Source organism: Lentzea sp. NBRC 105346, assembly GCF_030269605.1.
In the GTDB taxonomy this organism is placed as follows: Bacteria; Actinomycetota; Actinomycetes; order Mycobacteriales; family Pseudonocardiaceae; genus Lentzea.
The window spans coordinates 25,169-50,160 of sequence record NZ_BSTQ01000001.1; the positions used below are offsets into that span (position 1 = coordinate 25,169).

The window sequence follows — 24,992 nt, forward strand, 5'->3', positions numbered from 1 at the left end:
TAGTCCGCGTACTGGACCGGCAGTGGCTCCCACACGGGCACGGTGCCCGCGAGCCGGGCGGCGTAGGCCTCGGACAGGTCGCGGATCAGCGGTGCCGCCGACCACCCGTCGGCCGCGATGTGGTGCAGCACCAGCAGGAACACGTCACCGCACAGTTCCGCTCGGATCGGCAGGTCAGTGGTCAGGTCGAACGGCCGCCGCACGTCCAGATCGTCCACAAAGGACAGTACGGGTGACGCGGACACGACGATCTGCTCGCCGTCCGCGAAGACCGTGCGCAGCGACTCGTGCCGCGCCACGACATCCGCAAGCGCGGCTTGGAGCGCGGCGCCGTCCAGTTCGCCGGACAGCCGCACGGCGATCGGCATGTGGTACGCCGAGCCGTCCAGCCCGTTCAGGAACCACAACCGCTGCTGCGCGAACGACATCGGGATGCGTGCGGGCCGCTCGATCGGACGCACCGCCGGCCGGGAGGCGCCGGCCCGGTCGAGGCGGGACAGCAATGCGGCCGGAGTCGGCGCGTCGAACAGGTCCCGCACGGACAGCTCGGCGCCGAACACCGTTCGGACGCGGTTCACGAGCCTCGTGGCCAGCAGCGAATGCCCGCCGAGCGCGAAGAAGTCGTCGTCGGGCGCGACCGGCGCGTTCAGGATGTCGCCGAACAACCCGCAGAGCAGTTCCTCACGCGGGCTCGATGCAGCCCTGGAGGCGGTAGCGGACGGGTCCGGCAGCGCGGCCCGGTCGACCTTGCCGCTGCTGGTCAACGGAAGCGCGTCGAGTTCCACGATGACCGAGGGCAGCAGGTAGCCGGGCAGCTGTTCGGCCAACCGCGCGCGCAACTCGGCCGCGTTGGTGGTACTTGCGGACGTCACGTAAGCCACGAGTTGGTCGTTTCGGGCGATGACCGCGGCCTGCGACACGTGCCGCAGCAACGCGGCCTCGATCTCGGCCGGCTCGATCCGGACACCGCGGATCTTGACCTGGTCGTCCGCCCGTCCGGCGAACTCCAACTGCCCGTCGGCGTTCCACCGCGCGCGATCGCCCGTGCGGTACAGGCGACCCGGCCCGAACGGGTTGGCGACGAAGCGTTCCGCCGTCAAACCCGGCTTCCCGAAGTAGCCGCGCGCGAGCTGCGCGCCCGCCAGATAGACCTCGCCGACGACCCCCGGAGGCACGGCCCGCAGCCGGCGATCGAGCACGAACACCCGCGTGTTCGGGATCGGCCGCCCGAGCGCGGACCCGTTGACCGGCGTGTCGACCGTGTAGACCGTGGTCTCGGTCGGGCCGTAGGAGTTGACGCTGCCCTCCGGCAGCCGGTCCGCCAGGTCGGGGTGCAGCAGCTCGCCGCCGACCCGCACGATCCGCGGCAACCGGGTCAGCTGCCGCACGTGCGACGGCGTCGCGCAGAGCAGGTCGGCGTCGCCGAGGTCCTGGGTGTCGCCGACGAGGTGCAGCTCGTGGCCCGCGAACAGCAGCAGCAGACCTTCCCACGACATGTCGAACGTGAACGCCGCCGTGCTCGCCACGCGCAGTCGTCCGGACACGTCCGTGTGGTGGTGGAACAGGTTCACCATGTTGCGGTGCTCGACCAGGACGCCCTTCGGCCGGCCGGTCGAGCCGGACGTGTAGATCACGTACGCGGCGTTCGCCGGGTCGATCTCCACCGGAGGCGCGAAGTCCGGGCCGTCCAGGACCGGCAACTCGTCGAGCACGAACACCGGCCGCGTGTCGTCGAGCAGCAACGCCGTGCGTTCGGCCGGGTGGTCGGGGTCGAGCGGCAGGTACGCGGCGCCGGTCTTGAGCACCGCGAGGATCGCCACGACGAAATCCGCTGAGCGCGGCAGGCGCACCGCGACGATCCGCTCGGGCGCGGCGCCGCGCGCGATCAGCCAGTGCGCCAGGCGGTTCGACCTGACGTCCAGCTCGGCCGCGGTCAGCTTGACGTCCTCGCACACCAGCGCGGTCTCGTCGTGCACGCGGAACAGCTCGGGCAGCGTCGCGGCCGGAACCGGGTGCGCGGTGTCGTTCCACGCGGCCAGCGCACGGCGTTCGTCGACGGTGACGACGTCAGGCTCGCGCAGGTCGGCGATCGCGTCGAAGACGAGGACGAGCCGTTCGGCGATGTCGAACACCGTTCGACGGTCGAAGACGTCCGGGTGGTGGCTGAACCGCAGGTGCAGCCGCCGGCCCGGCGTCACGCCCAGCGCGAGCGGGTAGTGCGTGGTGTTCTGCCCGGCCACCGCGCTGATGCGTTGCCCCGCGGGGGATTCCGGGAAGTTCTCGAACACCAGCAGCGTGTCGAACAACGGCGTCCGCTGGACCTCCGCGAGGCTCACGTGTTGCGGCATCGCCGACTGCTCGTCCTGCAGCCGCCGCAGCATCTCCAGTGGCGGCAGGTCGAGCCGCACCCGCACCGGCAGCGTGTTGATCAGCAGGCCGAGGACGGTGTCGATGCCCGCGACCTCCGGCGGCCGCGTCGCGACCGTCCCGCCGAACACCACGTCCTCGCGGTCGGTGAGCCGGCCGAGCAGGGTCGCCCACGCGCCCTGGACCAGCGTGTTCAACGTCAGATCATGCTTGCGCGCCAACGCGGTGAGCCGCTCGGTCAGGTCCTCGGTCAGCGCGACCGCGTACTCGTCGGGCACCACTGTCGTGCGGTCGCGCGGACCGGCGAGCAGCGTCGGCTCCACATCGGACAGTGCGTGCCGCCAGACTTCGACCGTCGGCTCCTGGCGCTGGAGCCACGCGAGGTACTCGCGATAGGACGTGGCGGGTTTCAGTTCTTGCGCGAACAGCTCCGCGACGAGCATCGGCGTCGACCAGCCGTCCAGCACGAGGTGGTGGTTGGTGAGCACCAGCAGCCGCCGGTTGACCAGCGTGAACCGCAGCAGCGGCGGGCTCGCCGGGTCGAACGGCCGCGCCCGGTCGGCCGCCAGGAAGGCCTCGACGTCCCGAACGTCCACTTCCTCCCACGGCAACTCGACGTCCCCGACGAACTGCACCGGCCGGTCGAACTGCCAGAACCCCGCGCGCAGCCCGGGATGCCGCCGCAACACCTCGGCAACCCGCAGCCGCAACGCGACTAGATCCGTGTCGTCAGGCAGCTCGATGGTGATCTGCCGGACATACGGGTCGGGGCCGTCGTCGAGCTGCGTGTGGAACAGCAGGCCTTCCTGCAACGGCGAGAGCGGCCAGATGTCGGTGACGGGCCGGACGGCCTCGATCGCCTCGATCTCCTGCTGTGACACGTCCGCGAGCACGTCGGACGGAGTGAGGCCGCCGCTCGTCAGCCCGGCGAGTTGCCGCAGCTTACGAGCCCACTGCTCGGCGAACGCGCGAACCTCGTCCTCGGCGAACAACGCCTCCGGCCACGTCCAGTGCATGACCAGCCGCCCGTCGACCGTGCTGGCGTTGATCTCCAACGCGTGCGCCATCGCCATGCCGCCCGCGGCGCCGCCGCCGAGCCCCTCGATCTTGCCGAGGTAGTTGAACCCGATCTGCGGCGTGGTTCGCAGCGGCGCGTTCCTGAGGTACCGCAGGATGCCGTAGCCGAGGCCGTGGTCCGGGATCGCGCGCAGCTGTTCCTTGATGTGTTTGAGGGCCGTCGCCGCGTCGGCGGATCCGGCGTCCAGCCGGACCGGGTGGATGGTGGTGAACCAGCCGACCGTGCGGTCGAGGTCTTGCCCCTCGCGGCCGTGGTGCTCGAGGTCGACCAGCAGCGGCCGGCCGAACGCGAGCGCGAGCCCGGTGAGCAGCACGTCGTCGACACCGGCGTGGAACGCGGCGGGCACCGTGGTCAGCAGCGGTTCCGTGTGTTCGGGCGACAGCGTCACCGTGAGGAACCGCGAGGTGGCCTCGGTGTCGGTCGCCGGGGCGAGCGGACGACGGCCGAGCAACGGATCCGGCGTGCTGAGAATGTCGGTCCACAGTGGGAGTTCCGCGCTGCGGTCCTCGGCGTTGAGCTGCTGCGCCCACGACCGGAACGACGTGCCCACCGGGTCGAGCGGCCGCCCGTGCAGCGCGTTGTCCAGGTCCTGCAACAGGATGCGCCACGAAACGCCGTCCACGGCGAGGTGGTGGATGAACAGCGTGACCTTGCCCTCGGCCCGCACCGCCCGCAGCATGATCCCGTCGCGAGGCGACAGTTGTTCGGCGGTCAGGCACTCGGCTGCTGTCACACTGCCGCGGTCGCGGATCCGCAGCCGCCACCCCGGTTCCAGCTGCATCCGCAGCACGTCGTGGTGGTCGAGCAGCTTCTGCAACGCGTCCTCGAACGCGGGGTGGTCCGGGACCGTGACGGACTGGTGGAAGTCGCCGCCGCCGAGCCCCCGGAACCAGTGCATGATCGGCGTGAGCGGGACGATCCCGGTACCCGGATCCTGCTTCTTGGCCGTGGTCACGGGTTTGGCGACCACCGCGAGCGCGGCGACCGTCTTGTGCTGGAACACCTCGCGTGCGGTGAGCACCAGCCCGGCCCGGCGCGCGCGGCCGAGCAACTGCAGGCTCATGATGCTGTCGCCGCCGAGCGCGAAGAAGCTGTCGTGCACGCCGACCGCGGGCACGCCCAGCACGTCGGCGAACAGCCCCGCGAGGACCTCCTCCTGCGGCGTGCTCGGCAGACCCGGCGTGGGCGCCGAGAAATCGGGTGCGGGCAACGACTTGCGATTCAGCTTGCCGTTCGGCGTCAGCGGCAGCTCGTCGAGAACGACGAACGCCGCGGGCACCATGTACTCGGGCAGCGTCGTGGCGAGCTGCTCGCGGACGGCGCCGACGTCGACCTTGGTGCGCGGCTCGGGCGCGATGTACGCGACGAGCTGGTCGTCCCGCACGACGACCGCCGCGCGGGTCACGGCCGGGTGCTGCCCGAGCACCGACTCGATCTCACCCGGTTCGATGCGGAACCCGCGCACCTTGACCTGGTCGTCGACGCGGCCGAGGAACTCCAGCTCGCCGTCGCGCGACCACTTCGCGAGGTCGCCCGTCCGATACATTCGCCCGCTCGGGCAGGCGACGAACCGTTCCGCGGTGAGGCCGGGTTTGTTGTGGTAGCCGCGTGCCAGCTGGGGACCGGACAGGTACAGCTCACCCGTGACGCCCGGCGGCACGGGCCGCAGCCCGGCGTCCAGAACGTGCGCCCGGACGTTCCACAGTGGACGGCCGATCGTCGGGCGTCCGGTGACCTCGGCCGCCGTGGCCCAGATGGTCACCTCGGTCGGGCCGTACAGGTTCGTGACGCTGTTGTGTTCGGCCAGTTTGGCGGCGAGCGGTTCGGGCAGGGCTTCGCCGCCGACGAGGATCCTGATGCCGCGGGGGTCCAGCGTCTGCCACAGGGACGGCGTGGCCTGCATGATCGTCGTGTTCGGTAGCAGGTCCGGCGCGGTCTCGGCGTCGCCGAGTACCACGGTCGCGCCGCTGACGAGTGGCACGAAGATCTCGAGCGCGGCGATGTCGAACGACACGGTCGTGACGGCGAGGAACCGGTCCGCGGCGGTGAGGCTTAGGCGATCGCGCATCGTGCACACGAACGTGACCAGCGCGTCCATCGGCACGGTCACGCCCTTGGGGCGGCCAGTGGACCCGGAGGTGTAGATCACGTACGCCGGCTGGCTGCCGTGAAGATCGCTTTCCTCGACCCCGGCCTGGCCCTCCTCTCCACCTTCGACCTCATTGCCCTCACGAAGAACCAGGAGAGGCTCGGCGTCGTTCAGCATCAGTGCGATCCGCTCGGCCGGCAGATCCGGATCGATCGGCAGATAGGCCGCGCCGCACTTGAGCACCGCGAGCATCGCGACGACCAGTTCGGCCGACCGCGGCATCCGCAGCGCGACGATCCGCTCAGGCCGCGCACCCTGCGCCGCCAAACGCTCCGCGAGCCGGTCGGCGCGAGAGTTCAGCTCCGCATAGGTGAGCCGCTCGTCCCGCCACACCAGAGCGATCGCGTCCGGCGAGCGTTCCGCCTGCTCCTCGAACAACCGGGACAGCGGCACGTCCGGCACCGGGCGCGCGGTGTCGTTCCACTCGGCCAGCCGCACGCGTTCGGCCTCGAAGAGCACGTCGCCGATCCGCCGATCGGGATGCGCGACGACATTGTCGAGCAATCGGACGAAGCGTTCGGCAATGTCGAACGCCGTTCGGCGGTCGAACAGGTCGGCCCGGTAGTTCAGCATGCCGTGGCTGCCGGTGATGCTGAACGACAGGTCGAACTTCGCGACGCCGGGGTCGTGGAACTCGAAGTCCGCCGACTCCTGGTTCTGCAGCAGCAGCATGACCTGGAACAGCGGGTGCCGCGACAGCGACCGCTCGGGGTTGAGCAGCTCGACGAGCCGTTCGAACGGCAGGTCCTGGTGTGCGTAGGCGGCGAGGTCCGTGGTTCGCACGCGGTCGAGCAGCTCGCGGAAGGTGGGGTCGCCCGACGTGTCGGTGCGCAGGACGAGGGTGTTGAGGAAGCAGCCGACGAGGTCGTCGAGCGCGTCGTCGGTGCGGCCGGCGATCGCGGTGCCGATCGGGACGTCCGTGCCCGCCCCGAGCCGCGTCAGCAGCATCGCGAGCGCCGCGTGCAGCACCATGAACGCGCTGACGCCACACTCGCGCGCCAAGCCGGCGACGTCGGCGCCGAACTGGAACTCGACGGTCCCGCCCGCGTAGTCCGTCTCGGCCGGACGTGGCCGGTCGCGGGGGAGCGACAGCTCCTCGGGCAGTCCGGCGAGCTGCGCCATCCAGTAGACGGCCTGCGAAGCGAGGTCGAGATCCTGCTGCCACAGCGCGTAGTCCGCGTACTGCACGGGCAGCGGTGCCCACGCCGGGGCGGTCCGCGCGCGCCGGGCCGCGTACGCCTGCTCGAAGTCGCGGATCAGCGGCGCCATCGACCAGCCGTCGGCCGCGATGTGGTGCAACACCAGCAACAGCACGTCACCGCACAGCCACGCGCGCACCGACAGCTCGGTGCTCAGATCGAACCCCTGGCGTGCGGCCGCGTCGAGATCGTCGGTGTCCACGATGGACAGATCGGCCTCGATGACGACCTGATGGTTGCCGGGGTAGATCGTGCGCAATGCCTCGTGTCGCGCGAGCACGTCGTTCAGCGCCGCCTGGAGCGCCGGCCGGTCGACGGTGTCGAGCCGCAGCTTGATCGGCATGTTGTAGGTCGCGGCCGGACCCTCCAGCCGGTGCAGGAACAGCAGTCGCTGCTGTGCGAACGACAGTGGCACCCGCTCCGGGCGTTCGGCGCGGCGCAACCGCGGCGTGGTGCTGGTGGTGAGTCGATCGGCGATGCCCGCGACCGTCGGCGCGTCGAACAGGTCGCGTACGGTCAGCTCGGCGTCGAACACCGTTCGGATGCGGTTGATCAGCCGCGTCGCGAGCAGCGAGTGGCCGCCTAGCGCGAAGAAGTCGTCGTCGATGCCGGCGGGCACGCCCAGCACCTCGGAGAACAGGCCGCACAGCAGTTCTTCCCGTGGCGATCGCGGCGCCCGGCTCGTCGCCGGGGCGGGGAGTCGGCCCCGGTCGAGCTTCCCGTTCGACGTCAACGGCAGCCGTTCGACACTGACGAACGCCGACGGGAGGAGATAGTCGGGGAGCGCGAGCTTGTCGCGCAGGCCCGTGGGGTCGCCGACGACGTACGCGACGAGGCTGTTGCCGCGGGCCACGACGGCGGCCTCGGACACGTGCTTCAGCAGCGCCGCCTCGATCTCGCCGGGCTCGATGCGCACGCCGCGGATCTTGATCTGGTCGTCGGTGCGGCCGGCGAACTCCAGCTGTCCCTTGGTGTTCCACCGGGCCAGGTCGCCGGTCCGGTACATCCGGCCGTGCGGCGCGGCGACGAAGCGTTCCGCCGTCAGGCCCGGTTTGCCGTGGTAGCCGCGGGATACCTGGGCGCCGGACAGGTACAGCTCACCGGTGACACCCGGCGGCACGGGCCGCAGCCGCGCGTCCAACACGTGCGCCCGCATGTTTGCGACCGGCCGGCCGAGCGCCGACCCGTCGACGGGCGTGTCGACCGCGTAGACCGTGGTCTCGGTGGGGCCGTAGGAGTTGCGGCTCCCGTCGGGGAGCTCGGTCGCGAGGTCCTCGTGCAGGAACTCGCCGCCGACCCGCACCAGCCGCGGCCGCCGCGTGAGCTGCCGGACGTAGCCGGGTGTCGCCGTGATCAGGTCGATGTCGTGTTCGTCGATGTAGTCGGCGAGCGCGTCGGGGTCCTGACGGGTCTCCTCGGCCACGAGGTGCAGCTCGTGGCCGGCGAACATCAGCAGCAGGCCTTCCCACGACATGTCGAACGTGAACGCCGCAGTGCCCGCCACCCGCAGCAGCTCGCCGGACGCGGTGTGGTGGTGGAACAGGTTGACCACGTTGCGGTGCTCCACGACGACGCCCTTCGGCGTGCCGGTGGAGCCAGACGTGTGGATCACGTACGCCGCGTGCGCGGGATCGATCTCGACACCCGGTGACGTGTCGGGATAGTCGTCGAGTTCGCCGATCTCGGTGAGCACCAGCACGGGTGCGGTGTCGCGCAACAGCGTCTCGACGCGTTCGGCCGGGTGCGACGGGTCGATCGGCACGTACGCGGCGCCGGACTTGAGCACCGCGAGGATCGCGATCACGAGGTCGGCCGAGCGGGGCAACGCCAGCGCGACGATCCGCTCCGGTCCAGCGCCCCGCGCGATCAGCTGGTGCGCCAACCGGTTCGCCCGCTCGTCGAGCCCGGCGTAGGAGAACTCGGTGTCCTCGAACACCAGCGCGGTGACGTGCGGCGTCCGCGCGACCTGCGCGGCCCACAGGTCTGGCAGCGTCCGGGCCGGCACCGGTCGTGCGGTGTCGTTCCAGCGCGCCAGGGCCTCGTGTTCGGCCGGCGTGATCAGGTCGACCTCGCCGATGCGCAGGTCGGGATTCTCGGTCAGCGCGGTGAGCAGGGTGGTGAACCGTTCGGCGATGTCGAACGCCGTTCGACGATCGAAGAGGTCGGCCCGGTAGTCGAGCCGCGCGTGCGTGTCCGTGATGCTGAACGAGAGGTCGAACGGCGTTGTGCCGGTGTCGACCGTGGTCATCCGGGTCGGCTGCAGCGCCAGCATCACCTGGAACAGCGGGTGCCGCGTCAGCGACCTCGCCGGGTTGACCACCTCGACGACCTGCTCGAACGGCACGTCCTGGTGCGCGTACGCGGCGAGGTCCGTGGCCCGGACCCGGTCGAGCAGTTCCCGGAACGCCGGATCGCCACTGGTGTCCGTGCGCAGCACGAGCGGGTTGACGAAACAGCCGACGACATTGTCGAACGCCTCGTCGGTGCGGCCGGCGGTCACTGTGCCGATCGGGACGTCGGTGCCCGCACCGAGCCGCGTGAGCAGGGCCGCCAGCGCCGCGTGCAGCACCATGAACACCGTCACCTGATGTTCGCGGGCGAACGCCGTGAGGCCGGGGATCTCGAACTCCACGGTGCCGCCGCGGTGCGAGGGCGTGCGGGCGTGGTCACGCGGTAGGGAGATCTCTTCCGGCAGTCCGGCGAGCCGTTCCGCCCAGAACGCGGTGTCCGGAGTGGACTCCCGCTGGGCGATCGCGTGGTCGGCGTACTGGACGGGCAGCTCCGGCCAGTCGGGCGCCCGGCCTTCGCGCCGGGCCGCGCAGGCCGTCTCGAGGTCGTGCGTCAGGGGCCCGAGGGACCAGCCGTCGGCCGCGATGTGGTGCAGGACCAGCGTCAGTTCGCCATTGTCGAACGACGCACGGATCGGCAGGTCGGTTGTGAGGTCGAACGGCCGCAGCGGGTCGTCGGTGAACGTCACCCGTGCCTCCGGCAGCACGACCTGGTGCTCGGAGTCCGGGTAGATCGTGCGCAGCGACTCGTGCCGCGCCACCACGTCGTTCAGCGCGGCCTCGACGATGCTCGGGTCGTGCGGCAGGTGGATCTCGACCGGCATCGTGTAGCCGGTGTCGTGCACGCGGTTCAGGAACCACAACCGCTGCTGCGCGAACGACATCGGCACGCGCTCGGGCCGTTCCCTGCGGCGCATCGGCGTGGTGCCGCGGGTGAGGCGGGTGGCGAGCCCGGCGACCGTCGGTGCCTCGAACACGTCCGCGACGGTGAGCTCCGCACCGAGCACCGACTTGACGCGGTTGACCAGCCTGGCCGCCAGCAGCGAGTGGCCGCCGAGGTCGAAGAAGCTGTCGCCCGTACCCGCTTCCACCCCGAGGAGCTCGCTGAACAGCGTGGCCAGCACGACTTCCCGCCCGGAGCGTGGTCGTTCGACCGTAAAGGTTTTCAGCGTCGGCAAAGCCGCGCGGTCGAGCTTGCCGTTCGGTGTTGTCGGCAGCCGTTCGACAATGACGAACACCGGAATCATGTGGTCCGGCAGCACCTCGGCGAGTCGCTCACGAAGACCCGTGGTGTCGCCGACGACGTAGGCGATGAGTCGTTCGTCCCGGACGATCACGGCCGCCTGTTCGGTGAACCGCGCCAGCACGGATTCGATCTCGCCCAGCTCGACTCGGTGACCGCGGATCTTGACCTGGTCGTCGGCGCGGCCACAGAAGTGCAGCACTCCAGTCGAATCCCACCGGGCCAGGTCGCCGGTCCGGTACATCCGGCCGTGCGGTGACGCGACGAACCGGGACGCGGTGAGTCCCGGCTGGTTCAGGTATCCGCGGGCCAGCTGAACACCCGTCAGGTACAGCTCACCCGTGACGCCCGGCGGCACCGGCCGCAGCGCGGCGTCCAGGACGTGGGTCCCGGTGTTCCAGATCGGCCGGCCGATGGCCGCCGACTCGGAGCAGGTGACGTCGACCGAAGCCTCGGTCGGGCCGTAAAGGTTGACCAGGGGGACGTCCAGCACCTCGCGGAACCGCTGCCGCAGCGGCTCGGTCAGGGCCTCGCCACTGGAGATCACCCGCCGGAGATGTGTGGGCATGTCGGGCTCGGCGAGGAACTCACGCAACATCGACGGTACGAAGTGGACGGTCGTGATCCGCTGGTCCTCCAGCAGCTTCGCGAGGACCGCGGGATCCCGGTGCGCGCCGGGCGGCGCGACGACCAGCGTGGCGCCGGAGATCAGCGGCCAGAAGAACTCCCACACCGACACGTCGAACCCGGCGGGCGTCTTCTGCAGCACGCGGTCGTCGGCGGCGAGCCCGAACCGAGCCTGCATCCACGCCAGCCGGTTCACGATGCCCGCGTGCGGCACGCTCACACCCTTGGGCCGCCCGGTCGACCCGGACGTGTAGATCACGTAGGCCGGGTGCTGCGGTTTCGGTTCGGGCCGCTTACCGACTGAAGTCTCGTGCAGCTCTCGGAGAACCAGGAGGGGCCGGGCGTCCTCGAGCATGAGGGCGATGCGGCCGTCGGGCAGGTCGGGGTCGATCGGCAGGTAGGCGGCGCCGGACTTGAGCACCGCGAGCAGCGCCACGACCAGCTCGATCGACCGGGGCAGGGCGACCGCGACGACCTGTTCCGGCCCGGCGCCCTGTTCAACAAGCCACGCCGCGACACGGTCCGCTCTGGCATTGAGGTCCACATAGGACAGCTCGGTATCGCCCAATACGACGGCCGTGGCGTCCGGCGTGCGGGCGACCTGTTCCTCGACGAGCCGGTGCAGGGTCCGGTCCGGCACCGGGTGCGCGGTGTCGTTCCATGCCGCGAGAGAACGGTGTTCCTCGGGCGTGAGCACGTCGATCTCACTGAGCCGCAGCCCCGGCTGCTCGCACACCGTCTCAAGAATCCGCACGAGGCGGCCGGCGATGGCCTCGACCGTGGCCGGGTCGAACAGGTCCGCCGAGTACTCGAGCACGATCCGGTCGCCCGCGAGGCCGAACGTGAGGTCGAACTTGGCCAGCGGCGGCCGCTCCAGCGAGCTGCTCGCGCGCACACCGGGCAGATCGAACGTCGGCGTCAGATTGTCCTGCCGCACCAGCATGACCTGGAACAGCGGGTGCCGGGCCCGCGCGCGGGCCGGGTTGAGCAGCTCGACGAGCCGGTCGAACGGCAGGTCGGAGTGCGCGAACGCGGCGAGGTCGGTGTGCCGGACGCGGTGCAGCAGCTCGCGGAACTCCGGGTCGCCGCCGGTGTCCGTGCGCAGCACCAAGGTGTTGAGGAAACACCCGACGAGGTCGCCCAGGGCCTCGTCGGTGCGGCCGGCGACGGCGGTGCCGATCGGGATGTCCGTGCCCGCGCCGAGTTTCGTGAGCAGCACGGCGAGCGCCGCGTGCACGACCATGAACTCGCTGACCTGCTCACGCCGCGCGAGCCCCGCGATGCCGGCGCCGAGCCGGAACTCGAGCACGCCGCCCCGATGACCATCCGTGGCGGGACGCGGCCGGTCGTGCGGGAGGTCGAGCTCCTCGGGCAACCCGGCGAGCCGGTCCGTCCAGTACACCTCCTGGCCGGTCAGGTCGAGTTCGCGTTGCCACAGCGTGTAGTCCGCGTACTGGACCGGCAGCTCGGACCAGGCAGGCGCCCGGCCGGCGAGGCGTGCCGCGTAGGCCGTGGAGAGGTCGCGTGCGAGCGGTGCGACCGACCAACCGTCGCCGGCGACGTGGTGTAGAACCAGGAGCAGTCCGGCATTGTCGAACGCCGTTCGGATCGGCAGCTCGGTGGTGAGATCGAAGGGGCGCAGCGGCGAGTCGGTGAACGCCACCCGCGCCTCGGGCAGCACGACCTGGTGATCGCCGGGGAAGATCGTGCGCAGTGACTCGTGGCGCGCGACCACGTCGTTGATCGCCTCGAGCAGCGCGTCGCGGTCGACGTCGCCGTCGAGCCGGACTCGCACCGGGATGTGGTAGGCGTCGCCCTCGATGCGGTTGAGGAAGAGCATCCGTCGTTGGGCGGCCGACACCGGGATCTGCGGAGGCCGTTCGGCGCGACGTAGCGGCGAGCGGCTGGGCGCGGCGCCGGGCAGGTGCGCGGCGAGACCGGCGGGAGTCGGCGCGTCGAACACCGTTCGGATCGTCAGCTCGACGCCGAACGCCTGCCGCACGCGGCTGATCAGCCGGGTGGCCAGCAGCGAGTGCCCGCCGAGTGCGAAGAAGCTGTCGTCCGCGCCGACCTCGGCGTGCCCGAGGACGTCCGCGAAGAGCCCGCACAGCAGCTCCTCCTGTGGCGTGCGCGGGGCCGTGCCGGACGAGGTGATCTCCGGGTCCGGCAGCGCCTTGCGGTCGAGCTTGCCGTTGGCGTTCAACGGCATCGCGTCGATCGTGCGGATCATCGACGGCACGAGGTGGCTCGGCAGGCGGTCCCGCAGCCACCGATCCAGCGCGGCCGTGTCGAGCGCGACGGCCGGAGTGTTCGTGAGCCCGGAGGTGTCGCCGGTTTGGGAGCCCGGCCGGAGAACGACGTCGTAGCGGTAGCGGCTCAGCTCGTTGTCGTAACCCGTGCCTTTCACGAGAACCTCGGCGCGGCCGAGGCGCCGGAAGAACTCGGGATCGACGAGCAGCTCGGTCTCCCCGCCGGCCGCCCGGTCGATCTCCACCGGACTGGTGATGCCCTTGCGCGACAACATGTCCGCGTGGAAGTCGCGCAGCAGCCGCAGGTCGCGGATGTCGCCGAGGAAGATCGCGCCGGTCGCCGTGAGCAGCTGCGCGGCCTTCGAGATGACGTCGCGCAGGTAGTCCGCGTGCGGGAAGCACTGCACGACGGAGTTGAGCACGACGACGTCGAAGAACCCGCGCGGCAGCCCGGTGATGTCGTCGGCGGGCTGGGTGCGCAGCACGACCTTGTCGTGCGAGCGCAGTTTGGCGATGGCGACGGGGGAGAGGTCGGTGCCCCAGTAGGTCTCGCAGTCCGCGGCGAGCTCGTCGAGCAGCAGCCCCGTGCCGACACCGATCTCCAGGATCCTGCGCGGCCGCAACGCGCGAATGCGCGCGACCGTGTCGTCGCGCCACTGCCGCATCTCGTCGAGCGGGATCGGCCGGCCGTCGTAGCTGTTGTTCCAGCCGGCGAACGGGTTGTCGCCATCGGCGTAGACGGAGTCGAACAGCTGCTGCCACTGGTCGACGTGGTCACCGAGCGCCGACGGCACGACGTACGCGACGAGCCGATCATCGCGTGCCGTGACCGCGGCCTGCGCGACCGCCGGGTGCGAAGCGAGTACGGCCTCGATCTCGCCGGGTTCGATCCGCAGCCCGCGGATCTTGAGCTGGTCGTCGGCCCGCCCGGCGAACTCCAGTCGCCCGCGGTCGTTCCACCGCGCGAGGTCGCCCGTGCGGTACATGCGACCGTCACCGAACGGGTTCGCGACGAATTTCTCCGCGGTGAGATCAGGACGGCTGTGATAGCCGCGAGCAAGTGCCGCACCCGCGATGTACAGATCGCCGACGGTTCCCGGCGGCACCCGTTTCAATTCGTCATCGAGAACGTGCGCTTCGGTGTTGCCGATCGGAACGCCCAATACCGATCCGTCGACCGGAGTGTCGACGACGTATACCGTAGTTTCGGTCGGACCGTACGAATTGTAGTCTTTCGATTCACCGAGCCCAGCCGTCAGGTATTCGCCGCCGAAACGAACGGTTCGCGGTCGGACGGGCAGCTGCTGCGCCAGTGATGGCGTGAGAGTGGCCAGGTCGATGCCGTGCCGCTCGATGTAATCGGCGAGTTTGTCCGGATCACGCCGCGTGCCGTCGTCCACGAGGTGCAGCTCGTGGCCCGCGAACATCAGCAGCAGGCCTTCCCACGCCATGTCGAACGTGAACGCCGCCGTGCCCGCGACCTTGAGCCGTCCCGCCACGGCCGTGTGGTGGTGGAAGAGGTTGACGACGCTGCGGTGCTCGACCACCACACCTTTGGGGTGCCCGGTCGAGCCGGACGTGTGGATGACGTAGGCGGGGTTGGCCGGGTCGATACCCACATCCGGACTGGTCAAAGGCTCGTTGGCGAGAAAAGGTAGTGCGTCGAGGGTGAGCACTGGCCGGACGTCGTCGATCAACTGCGCGCGGCGGACGGGTGGGTCGCCGGCGTCGATCGGCAGGTACGCGGCGCCGGTCTTGAGGACCGCGATGATCGCCACGACGAGGTCGGCGGTGCGCGGCAACGCCAGCGCCACCACACGCTCGGGACGGGCGCCGCGGGCGAGCAGCCAGTGCGCCAGCCGGTTCGACTTTTCGAGCAGGTCCCCGAAGGACATTTCAATGTCCTGAAAGACCAATGCGGTCGCACCGGGAGTTCGTGCCACCTGTGCGTCGAAGAGTTCGAGCAGAGTCCCCCAGCGAGAAAACATGGTTTCAGATCCTTGGTAATCGCCTTTCCCGCACATACCGCCAACCAGGCGTAAAACCAATCAAGACTAGCCTAATGAGATGATTCTGGACGTGTCCAGCGGGACCGTTCATCATCGGGTCGGTGGACTTCAGCCTTTTCTACTTCGCGCACGACAGCACCGGCGAACGCGACCCCTACCGGCTGTTGCTCGACGGTGCCAGATTCGCGGACACGCACGGATTCACCGCGGTGTGGACCCCGGAACGGCATTTCCACCCCTTCGGCGGCCTGTACCCGAACCCGTCCGTGACCAGCGCCGCGCTCGCCGCCGTCACCGAGCGCGTCGCGATCCGCGCGGGCAGCGTCGTGGCGCCGCTGCACCACCCGCTGCGCATCGCGGAGGAGTGGTCCGTAGTGGACAACCTCTCGGGCGGCCGCGTCGGCGTCGCGTTCGCGTCCGGCTGGAACGTCGACGACTTCGCGCTGAACCCGGCGAACTACGCGCACCGCAAGAAAGTGCTGACCGACACGGTCAAGTCCGTCCGAAACCTGTGGCAGGGCAAGGAGGTCTTCCTGCCCAACGGCTCTGGCGACGAGGTCCCCGTGCGAGTCTATCCGGCGCCGGTGCAGGCCGAGCTGCCGATCTGGCTGACCACGGGCGGCACGACCGAGACGTTCCTCGCGGCGGGCGAACTGGGCGCGGGTGTGCTGACCCACTTGGTCGGCCAGGACCTGGACGTCCTCGCGTCCCGCGTCGCGGCCTACCGCGACGCTCTGCCCGCGGACAATCCAGGCCACGTGACGTTGATGCTGCACGCCTACCTCGGTGCCGACGGCAGCGAGGTGAAGTCGTTGGTGCGCGGGCCGATGACGGAGTACCTGCGCGGCCCGATCGAGCTCTTCCTCAAATCCGAGGACGCGCCCGAGGAATCCGACCTGGAATGGGTGGTGGAGCAGGCGTTCGAACGCTTCTACGCGGACAGCAGCCTGCTCGGCACGGTCGAGGAGAACCTCGAGGTGCTCGACCGGGTCGCCGCGGCGGGGGTCGACGAGGTCGCCTGCCTGATCGACTTCGGGCTCGACGCGAAGCTCGTGCTGGACGGCCTGGGCCGCCTCGACGAACTGAGGCGGCGCTGGCGCGGCTGACCTACCTCGTTGCTGCCACCGAGCGACCGGCCTCGAGGATCTCGGCGACGAGGGTTTCGATGTCGGCCTTCGTGGTGCGGTGGCCGCAGATCGACACCCGCAGGGTGAGCTCGCCTTGCACCCGGACGGTCGCCACGAAGGCGGCGCCGCGCCGCTGGATCTCCTGGGCGATGCGTGCGTTGAGGTCCTCGACGTCACCGTCGTACCCGGCCGGCCGGTACCTCAGGCAGGTGATCGACCACGGTCCCGCGGCGACGAGTTCGAGCTCGGGGATCTCGTCAACGAGGCGGCGCAGATGCTCGGTGTGGGTGAGGTAGCCGTCGATCAGGGCGGTCACTCCCCGCTTGCCGAGCTGGTGCAGCACCGCGTGCACGGCCAGCGCGCGGTCACCGGGCCGGGTCAGCTCGACGGTGTAGTCCGAGAGCCACGGCCACTCTTCGTTGCCTTCGAGGTAGGACGCTTCGACGGTGAACGTCTCGCGCAACCGCGCCGGCTTCGTGACCAACGCGGCACCACAGGCGATCGGGGTGTTGAGTGTCTTGTGTGGATCGATGGTGAGCGAGTCGAGCTCGGCGATTCCCTCGTAGTGCGGAGCCAGGGCGGGATGCGTGGCGCCGAGGCCTCCGTAGGCGCCGTCGCCGTGGTGCCACATGCCGAACTCACGGCACACCGCGGTGATCTCCGCGATCGGATCGATCGCGCCCGTGCTGGTGGTGCCGAGGCTGGAGACGACGCAGAACGGCAGAAGTCCGGCCGCCAGGTCGGCTTCGACGGCGGCGCGCAATGCCGCGACGTCCATCCGCTGATCGGAAGTCGTTGGCACAGCCCGGATCCGGGACGCCGGCAGTCCGATCGTCCGGGCGGACTTGCTCACGCTCATGTGCGTCTCGGTGGACTGGTAGCACACCAGACGGGCATGGGCCTCGTCGTAAGCCGCACCGTCCACGGCCCCCCGGATCCGCAGGAACCAGCTGCGGGCAGCCGCCAGGCACAGCAGGTTCGCCATGGACCCGCCACTGGTCAGTACCCCACCGGTGGCCGCGGGCAGTCCGGCCAGCTCGGCGAGGGCGCGAACCGCGCCACGTTCCAACTCCACCAACGCGTTCTCGCCGTAGCCGCAGCTGGCGTTCAACGTCGCTCCGAGCAGATGGGCGATGATGCCGGCCGGCGCGGGCGGCGTCGTGATCCACGCGAAGAACGCCGGATGTCCGTTGCCACCGGGATACGGAGCAACCTCGGAGGCCACGAAGTCGAGGAATTCCGGCACCGGCCTTCCGTCGTCCGGCAACGCCGGAGCGGACAAGGCCCGCCGGTGGTCGTCGGGCATCGGAGTCGTGACCGGAGTGCCGGGCAGAGCCTGCAGGTAGTCGGCTGCCCAGTGTGCCGCCCTGACGAGCTCGTCGCGGAAGCTGTCCGGCTCGAGTGTCAGCGGTGAGTTGTCGGGCGAGTGCGTTGTGAACACATGATCAACAGTAGGTCGTCCTATTGAGACCAAATGGTTCTGAACGTCGCGAGGCTCACAAAGTCCGGATGATCACAGTTTGTGGATCACGGCCAGGGCGTGCTCGCGGGCCGGTGCGCTCAGCGTGGTGTTCAGCTCCTCGAACAAAGCCTCGGCGGTTACCCCGTTCCAACCCGGCGGAAGTAGCGACAAGGGGAGCCCGGGATCGCTGTAGGGCAGGCGTCGCCACTGGGTCAGCATCGGCACGTACAGCTGGAAGGCCTGCTCCGGGGTGATGTCGCCGACGTCGAGTTCGGGACGGTGGCGGCGCAGGAAGTCCGCGTACAGGTCGGCCAGCTCGTCGAGGTCCCACCACGCGCGCACTTTCGACCGCAGGTCACCGAAAGCGAAGTGGTGGCCGGTGAAGATGTCGACGTACTCGGACAGTCCGCGGCGCTCCAGGGTTCGCCGGGTCTCCGTCGCCAGGTTGCCCGGTGCGACCCACACGCCGGGCGTCGCGGTGCCGAAGCCGAGCTGGGTCAGGCTGGTGCGGAGCGCGTGGCGCTTCTCGCGTTCGGACTCGGGCACGGAGAACACGACCACGAGCCACCCGTCCTCGACGGTCGCCCGCCTGCGCTCGAAGATCCGGGCGTCGCCCTCGGCGAGCATCTCCAGGGTCGCTTCAGCGAGGGCGTAACCCGCGGCGCCCTCGCGGCGGTCGCTGCGGACCACGCCACGGCGCTTCAGGCGGGAGATCGAGGACCGCACGGCCTGGGCTTCCACGCCGAGCTCCGCCATGAGCTGCACTACGGACGCCACGGAGAGCCAGTTGTCCTCGCCGCGCGCGTAGAGGCCGAAGATCGTGACGATGAGCGGGCCGAGCCGGTCGCGCCCGGCCGCAGCCGCCGGATCTGGCGCCTGCATTTCGGAGATCACGGAAGCACTATTCCATATTCCCGGGCACGATCAGCCGATGCTCCGGGATCACGGCGACCCCGAGGATCTCGATCATTGCCTCCGGTTGCCACAGCGCGGTGCAGCCGATGCCTGCCATGGCCGGGTAGACGGGGCCGGCGAGCTCGCGCCACACCTTGCCGATCTCCTTGCCGTGGGCCTGGTAGTCGGGGATGTCGGTGAGGTAGATCGTGATGCTGACCAGGTCTTCCGGCTCACCGCCCGCCTCGCGCAACGTGGTCAGCACGTTGCCGAACGCCTGGCGGAACTGCTCGACGATGCCGCCCGGAACGATCTTCATCTGAGCGTCGAGGGCGGTCTGTCCGCCCAGGTGGAGCGTGTTGCCCACGAGCGTTCCGTGCGAATAGCCGCTCGGCGCGGGGAGGCTCGCCGGGTTCACCGCTACAGGCTTCATGCGTATTGACAATATCTGACGGCGGTGAAGAATGCGATATATGGAGCCCGACATGAGCAAGTACCAGCTCGAAGGCGACAACTCGATGTACCGCCTGCCCAGCGGGATCGTCGCCCCGGTGGTGACGCGAGGTGGCATGGAGAACCCGGACACCGCGAACTCGGGTGGCGCGATCCGGATCTCCGGCGTGAGCATCCAGCACACCCCGGCCACGAAGCTGTGGTTCGGGAAGGTCACCAACGAGCCCGGCTACCGTTCGGTCACCCACCACCACGGCGAGGCCGAGACCGGCGGTTACGTCCTGTCCGGCCGGGCGCGCATCTACTTCGGCGAGAAGTTCGAGGACTACGTCGACATGGAGGAGGGCGACTGGGTCTTCGTGCCACCCTTCATGCCGCACATCGAGTGCAACCTCTCCCGCAACAAGCCCCTCACGTGGATGACGACGCGGACGCCGGAGAACATCGTCGTCAACCTGGACGACATCCCCGACGAGGGCCTCCGCGATTGGCTCGACCGATGACGGCCGGGACGCTCGCGACCTCCGAGGTCTTCACGTCGGCCATCACGCTGGAACCCGCCCCGCCACAACACTTCGACCTGGCCTTCACCGCCGTCACCCAACCCTGCCCGTGGCCGAAGGCGTATGGCGGCGACCTGGTCGCCGCGGCGGCGGCCGCGGCCATGCGATCGGTGACCGACGGCAAGTCGATGCACTCGATGCACAGCTACTTCCTGCGCCCGGCCGACATCGGCGCGCAGGTGCGCTACGAGGTGGAGGTCCTGCGCGACGGCCGGGGCTACAGCACCCGTCAGGTCCGCGGTTACCAGAACGGCAAACCCCTCTACGTCTGCCTGGCGAACTTCGCCGCCGGCGAGCACAGCGGCAGCTTCCAGGCGTCGTTCGGCGAAGACCTGCCCAACCCCGAAGACCTGCCCAGCTCGGCGGACTACCTCACCGGGCGCAGCGGCGGCTCGATGACCGAGGAGTCGAAGGCCTACTGGTCCGGCGGCCGCAGCTTCGACATGCGGCACGTGCCGGGCCCCGTCTACCTCGCGGTCGAGGGCGAGCAGATCCCGCACCAGGCGGTGTGGATCAAGCCGTTCGACCCGCTGCGCCCGGTCGCGGGACTGACCGACACACAGCGAGACCTCGCCGCGCTGGCATATGTCTGCGACTACACGATTCTGGAGCCCGTACTGCGGGTGCTCGACCTGCCGTGGGCGAAGCCCGGACTGGTCACCGCGAGCCTCGACCACGCCATGTGGTTCCACCGCGAGGGCCCGGTCGACGACTGGCTGCTCTACGCACAGGAGGCGGTCGCCGCCGACGCGGGCCGCGGCCTGGGCTTCGGCCGCTTCTTCACCCGCGATCACCGTCATCTCGCCACCGTTGCCCAGGAGGGCATGATCCGCGCTTCCTGACCCGCCGCCCGGGAAGGACTCATCATGGACACCTTCGCTCGTGACCACCTTCCGCCCGCGGCGCTGTGGCCGACGATCGAGTTCACGACGCCGGAGCTGAAGTACCCCGAACGCCTCAACGCCGCCACCGAGCTCATCGACGTCCCGGTGGCGCGGTTCGGACGCGACCGCCCGGCACTGCGTACTCCCACCGGCGAGGTCTGGACGTACGGCGAACTGCTCACTCGCGCCGACCAGGTGGCCCAGGTGCTGACCGAGGACCTCGGTCTCGTTGCGGGACAACGGGTTCTGCTTCGCTCACCGAACAACCCGTGGACCGTCGCCGCGTGGCTCGGCGTGCTCAAGGCGGGCGGTGTCCTGGTGACCACGATGGCGGCGTTGCGCACCCGCGAACTCATACCGATCGTGGAGCGGACCCGGCCGACGATCGCGTTGGTGGACAACCGGTTCACCGACGATGTGCGCACTCTGCCACTGACTGTGGTCGACTACGACGACCTCGCGTTACGCGCCGGAACCAAGCCGGGGGAGTTCACCGCCGTGGACACCGCCGCCGACGACGTGGCGCTGCTGGCGCCCACGTCCGGGAGCACCGGATCCCCGAAGATCACCATGCACTTCCACCGCGACATCCTGTCGATCGACAACACCTTCGGGCGGCACGTGCTGCGGCTGAACGAGAACGACCTCGTCGCGTGCACGGCCCCGTTCGCCTTCACCTTCGGTCTGGGCATGCTCGTGGTGTTCCCTTTGAGAGCGGGCGCCTGCGCCCTGCTGACCGAGACCGCCACCCCGGCGCAGCTCGCGGATCTCGTTGCACAGCACGGCGTCACGGTGCTCGCGACCGCGCCCACCGCCTACAAGGCGATCCTGCGGGACGGTATCGAGGAGAAGCTCAGCGGCCTGCGGACCGCGGTGTCGGCCGGCGAGCACATCCCGTTGGGGACGTGGGAACGGCTGCGGGACCGGCTCGGACTCAAAGTGATCGACGGCATCGGCGCCACGGAGCTGCTGCACATCTTCATCTCCGCCGCCGGTGACGACATCCGCCCTGGTGCCACGGGAAAACCGGTGCCGGGGTACCGCGCCACCGTGCTCGACTTCGACGGCACGGAGCTCGGCCCCGGCGAACCGGGACGGCTGGGCGTCATCGGCCCGGTCGGCTGTCGCTACCTCGACGACGCGCGCCAGAAGGACTACGTGGTGGGCGGCTGGAACGTCACCGGTGACATCTTCCACCGCGACGAGGACGGGTACTTCTACTACCACGCCCGCAGCGACCACATGATCGTCTCCTCCGGGTACAACATCGGCGGGCCGGAGGTCGAGGAGGCCATCGACACCCACCCCGACGTGCTGGAGTCCGCCGTCGTCGCCAAGCCCGACGAGGAACGCGGCTCGGTCGTGTGCGCCTTCGTGGTGCTGCGCGACGGCGCTGCCGGTGACGCCGCGAAGGCCCGTGAGATCCAGGATCACGTCAAGCGGACGATCGCCCCTTACAAGTACCCGCGCGACGTGCGGTTCCGCACCTCGTTGCCGCGCAACGCGAGCGGCAAGCTGCAGCGCTTCGCACTCCGCAAGATCGTCGAAGACGAGGTTCTGCCGTGAAGATCGCGATCGTCGGCGGTGGCCCCGGTGGCCTCTACTTCGCCGCGCTGATGAAGCAGCTCGACCCGAGCCACGACATCACCGTATGGGAACGCGACGCCGCGGACGTCACCTTCGGCTTCGGCGTGGTGTTCTCCGACGAGACCCTCGGCGGAATCGAGAACGCCGACCCGGAGTTCGCCGACGCCATGTCGCGGAGGTTCGCCCGGTGGACGGACATCGACATCCACTACCGGGGCGAGACGCACACCGTCGGCGGCCAGGGGTTCGCCGCGATGAGCCGCAAGGAGCTGCTCGGCCTGTTGCAGGAACGGTGCCGCGATCTCGGTGTGGTGGTGCACTTCTCGACCCCCGCACCTGACGGCCTCACCGAGTCGTACGACCTGGTGGTCGGCGCGGACGGCGTCAACTCGCAGGTACGACAGTCCTTTTCGGACGTTTTCCGGCCGAACTTGGACCGCAGGCACAACAAGTACATGTGGCTCGGCACGGATCGCGTCTTCGAGGCGTTCCAGTTCTTCATCAAGGACACCGAGTGGGGGACCATGCAGGTCCACGGCTACCCCTACTCCGACAGCGGTTCCACGTTCATCGTCGAGATGCACGAGGACGTCTGGCGCCGGGCCGGTTTCCAGGACCTCGCGCTCCCGCCCGGAGTATCCGACACCGCCGCCGTCGACTGGGTCCGCTCGCTGTTCGCCGAAGAGCTGGCGGGCTATCAGGTGTTCGCCAACAACTCGAAGTGGCTCAGCTTCACCACCGTGCGCAACGAGCGCTGGCACCACGGCAACCTGGTCCTGGTCGGCGACGCCGCGCACACCGCGCACTTCTCGATCGGGTCCGGGACCAAACTGGCGATGGAGGACTCGCTCGCCCTGGCCGCCTGCCTGCACGAACAGCCGGACATCGAGACCGCGCTGACGGCCTACGAAGCCGAGCGGCGGCCCGTCGTGGAGTCGACGCAACGAGCCGCCCAGGCGTCCCTGGAATGGTTCGAGAACATCGGCATGTACGCGGGGCAGGAGCCGACCCGGTTCTGCTTCAACCTGCTGACGCGGTCCCGCCGCATCACCTACGACAACCTCCGCACCCGTGACTCGGAGTTCGCCGACCGCGTGGACGCCGCTTTCGCCGCCTCCCAGGGACTTCCGACGACGGCTCCGGCCATGTTCCAGCCGTTCCGCCTGGGGCGCCTCGAACTGAAGAACCGCGTGATCGTCTCGCCGATGGACATGTACTCCGCGGTCGACGGAGTGCCGGGCGATTTTCACCTGGTACACCTGGGTTCCAAGGCCATGGGCGGCGCGGGACTGGTGATGACCGAGATGGTGTGCGTGTCGCCGGAGGGCCGCATCACCCCCGGCTGCACCGGTCTGTGGACCGACGAGCAGCGCGACTCGTGGGCGCGCATCGTGTCGTTCGTCCACTCGCGGAGCACCGCACGGATCGGTCTCCAGCTGGGCCATTCCGGCCGCAAGGGTTCGACCCGCCTGATGTGGGAGGGCATGGACGAACCGCTGCCCGAGGGCAACTGGGAGACCATCGGCCCGTCACCACTGCCGTACGGTCCCGGATCAGCCGTCCCGCGCCTGGCCGATCGCGAGGACCTGGACCAGATCACCGCGGACTTCGTCGCCGCCGCCCGACGCGGTGCCGAAGCGGGCTTCGACCTGCTGGAACTGCACTGCGCACACGGCTACCTGCTGTCCTCTTTCCTCTCGCCGATCTCCAACCAGCGCACCGACTCCTACGGCGGCTCGCTGGAGAACCGGCTCCGCTTCCCCCTGGAGGTGTTCGACGCCGTCCGCGCGGCATGGCCGGCCGAACGGCCGATGATCGTGCGCATCTCCGCGACCGACTGGGCGCCCGACGGCAACACCGAGCACGACGCCGTCGAGATCGCCCGCGCGTTCATCGCCCACGGCGCGGACGCGATCGACGTCTCCTCCGGCCAGGTCACGGCGGACGAGCGCCCGGCGTACGGCCGCTCGTACCAGACCCCGTTCGCCGACCGGATCCGGCACGAGGTCGCCGCCGCCACCGGTGCGGCGGTCATCGCGGTCGGCGCCATCGCCTCCTACGACGACGTCAACTCGATCCTGCTGGCGGGCCGCGCCGACCTGTGCGCGATCGGCCGCGCGCACCTCTACGACCCGCACTGGACCCTGCACGCGGCGGCCGAACAGGAGTACCGCGTTCAGTGGCCGGTTCAGTTCCAGGCGGGCAGCCGCAAGCCGCCGACCTCGCGCACCGACGCCGTGCGGCCGCGTCTGTCGCTGCTACGGGCGGAGCCGCAGGACCGGAACGTGCACCTGCGCTGGACCCCGCACCGCGAACCGGCTAGCGCAGGGCGGCCTCGATCGCCTCGGTGATCGCCGCGTCCTCGGGCTCGACGTTGGGACGGAAGCGGCTCAGCACCTTTCCGTCGCGCGACACCAGGAACTTCTCGAAGTTCCACTGCACGTCGCCGGCGACCCCTTCCGTGTCGGCGTGCTGGACCAGCTCCTGGAAGACGGGGTGCCGGCCGGAACCGTTGACCTCGACCTTCTCCAACAGTGGGAACGACACCCCGTAGGTGGTCGAGCAGAACGTGGCGATCTCCTCGGAGGTACCCGGCTCCTGTCCCGCGAACTGGTTGCAGGGGAAGCCGACCACGGAGAAGCCTTCCGCACCGTACTTCTCCTGGAGCCGCTCCAGGCCCGCGTACTGCGGGGTGAGACCGCAGCGCGAAGCGACGTTGACGATGAGCAACACCTTGCCCCGCAACGCGCTCAGGCCGCCTGGCTCGCCCGCGAGAGTGTTCACCGGGATGTCGAAGATCTCCATGCCATGAA

10 protein-coding genes (1 of these 10 cut by a window edge) are annotated in these 24,992 nt (G+C 69.7%); 5 read left to right on the forward strand and 5 right to left on the reverse strand.

Annotation, left to right across the window (positions count from 1 at the left end):
* Positions 1 to 15,224, reverse strand: the 5' portion of a protein-coding gene (locus QSK35_RS00100) for a non-ribosomal peptide synthase/polyketide synthase (protein ID WP_352242934.1). The gene continues 10,366 nt to the left of window position 1, outside the view; 15,224 of the gene's 25,590 nt are visible here — the first part of the coding sequence; it begins with the start codon at positions 15,222 to 15,224; its stop codon lies off the left edge, out of view.
* Between the two features lie 86 nt (positions 15,225 to 15,310).
* On the opposite strand from QSK35_RS00100, the gene QSK35_RS00105 reads away from it, so the two are divergent.
* Complete coding sequence (locus tag QSK35_RS00105; protein ID WP_285741087.1) at positions 15,311 to 16,315, forward strand: MupA/Atu3671 family FMN-dependent luciferase-like monooxygenase; 1,005 nt, start codon at positions 15,311 to 15,313, stop codon at positions 16,313 to 16,315.
* 1 nt (position 16,316) lies between these two features.
* On the opposite strand, the gene QSK35_RS00110 is transcribed toward QSK35_RS00105, so the two are convergent.
* The 3 genes from QSK35_RS00110 to QSK35_RS00120 all read right to left on the reverse strand — a co-directional run bounded on the left by QSK35_RS00110 (position 16,317) and on the right by QSK35_RS00120 (position 19,125).
* A complete protein-coding gene (locus QSK35_RS00110) occupies positions 16,317 to 17,777 on the reverse strand; it encodes a pyridoxal phosphate-dependent decarboxylase family protein (RefSeq protein WP_285741088.1) in 1,461 nt (486 codons plus the stop codon).
* A 72-nt stretch (positions 17,778 to 17,849) separates the two neighbouring features.
* The gene (locus QSK35_RS00115) at positions 17,850 to 18,692 is read right to left on the reverse strand and encodes a PaaX family transcriptional regulator (protein WP_285741089.1); all 843 of its coding nucleotides are present in this window, start codon (positions 18,690 to 18,692) and stop codon (positions 17,850 to 17,852) included.
* A gap of 7 nt (positions 18,693 to 18,699) precedes the next feature.
* Positions 18,700 to 19,125, reverse strand: a complete 426-nt coding sequence (locus QSK35_RS00120; protein ID WP_285741090.1) for a RidA family protein — start codon at positions 19,123 to 19,125, stop codon at positions 18,700 to 18,702.
* A gap of 52 nt (positions 19,126 to 19,177) precedes the next feature.
* Between QSK35_RS00120 and QSK35_RS00125 the strand changes: the two genes are divergently transcribed.
* The 4 genes from QSK35_RS00125 to QSK35_RS00140 are packed head-to-tail and all read left to right on the forward strand — an operon-like array spanning position 19,178 to position 24,530.
* Positions 19,178 to 19,648, forward strand: a complete 471-nt coding sequence (locus QSK35_RS00125; protein WP_285741091.1) for a cupin domain-containing protein — start codon at positions 19,178 to 19,180, stop codon at positions 19,646 to 19,648.
* A complete protein-coding gene (locus tag QSK35_RS00130) occupies positions 19,645 to 20,550 on the forward strand; it encodes an acyl-CoA thioesterase (RefSeq protein WP_285741092.1) in 906 nt (301 codons plus the stop codon). Before QSK35_RS00125 ends, QSK35_RS00130 begins: the two co-directional genes overlap by 4 nt.
* A gap of 24 nt (positions 20,551 to 20,574) precedes the next feature.
* The gene (locus QSK35_RS00135) at positions 20,575 to 22,158 is read left to right on the forward strand and encodes an AMP-binding protein (RefSeq protein WP_285741093.1); all 1,584 of its coding nucleotides are present in this window, start codon (positions 20,575 to 20,577) and stop codon (positions 22,156 to 22,158) included.
* Positions 22,155 to 24,530: a bifunctional salicylyl-CoA 5-hydroxylase/oxidoreductase gene (locus tag QSK35_RS00140; RefSeq protein ID WP_285741094.1), complete on the forward strand. Its 2,376-nt coding sequence runs from the start codon at positions 22,155 to 22,157 to the stop codon at positions 24,528 to 24,530. The genes QSK35_RS00135 and QSK35_RS00140 overlap by 4 nt, the downstream gene beginning before the upstream one ends.
* Here the strand turns inward: QSK35_RS00140 and QSK35_RS00145 are convergent.
* Positions 24,499 to 24,984: a glutathione peroxidase gene (locus tag QSK35_RS00145; protein ID WP_285741095.1), complete on the reverse strand. Its 486-nt coding sequence runs from the start codon at positions 24,982 to 24,984 to the stop codon at positions 24,499 to 24,501. The two genes, QSK35_RS00140 and QSK35_RS00145, sit on opposite strands and share 32 nt — an antisense overlap.
* Positions 24,985 to 24,992: the final 8 nt, after the last annotated feature.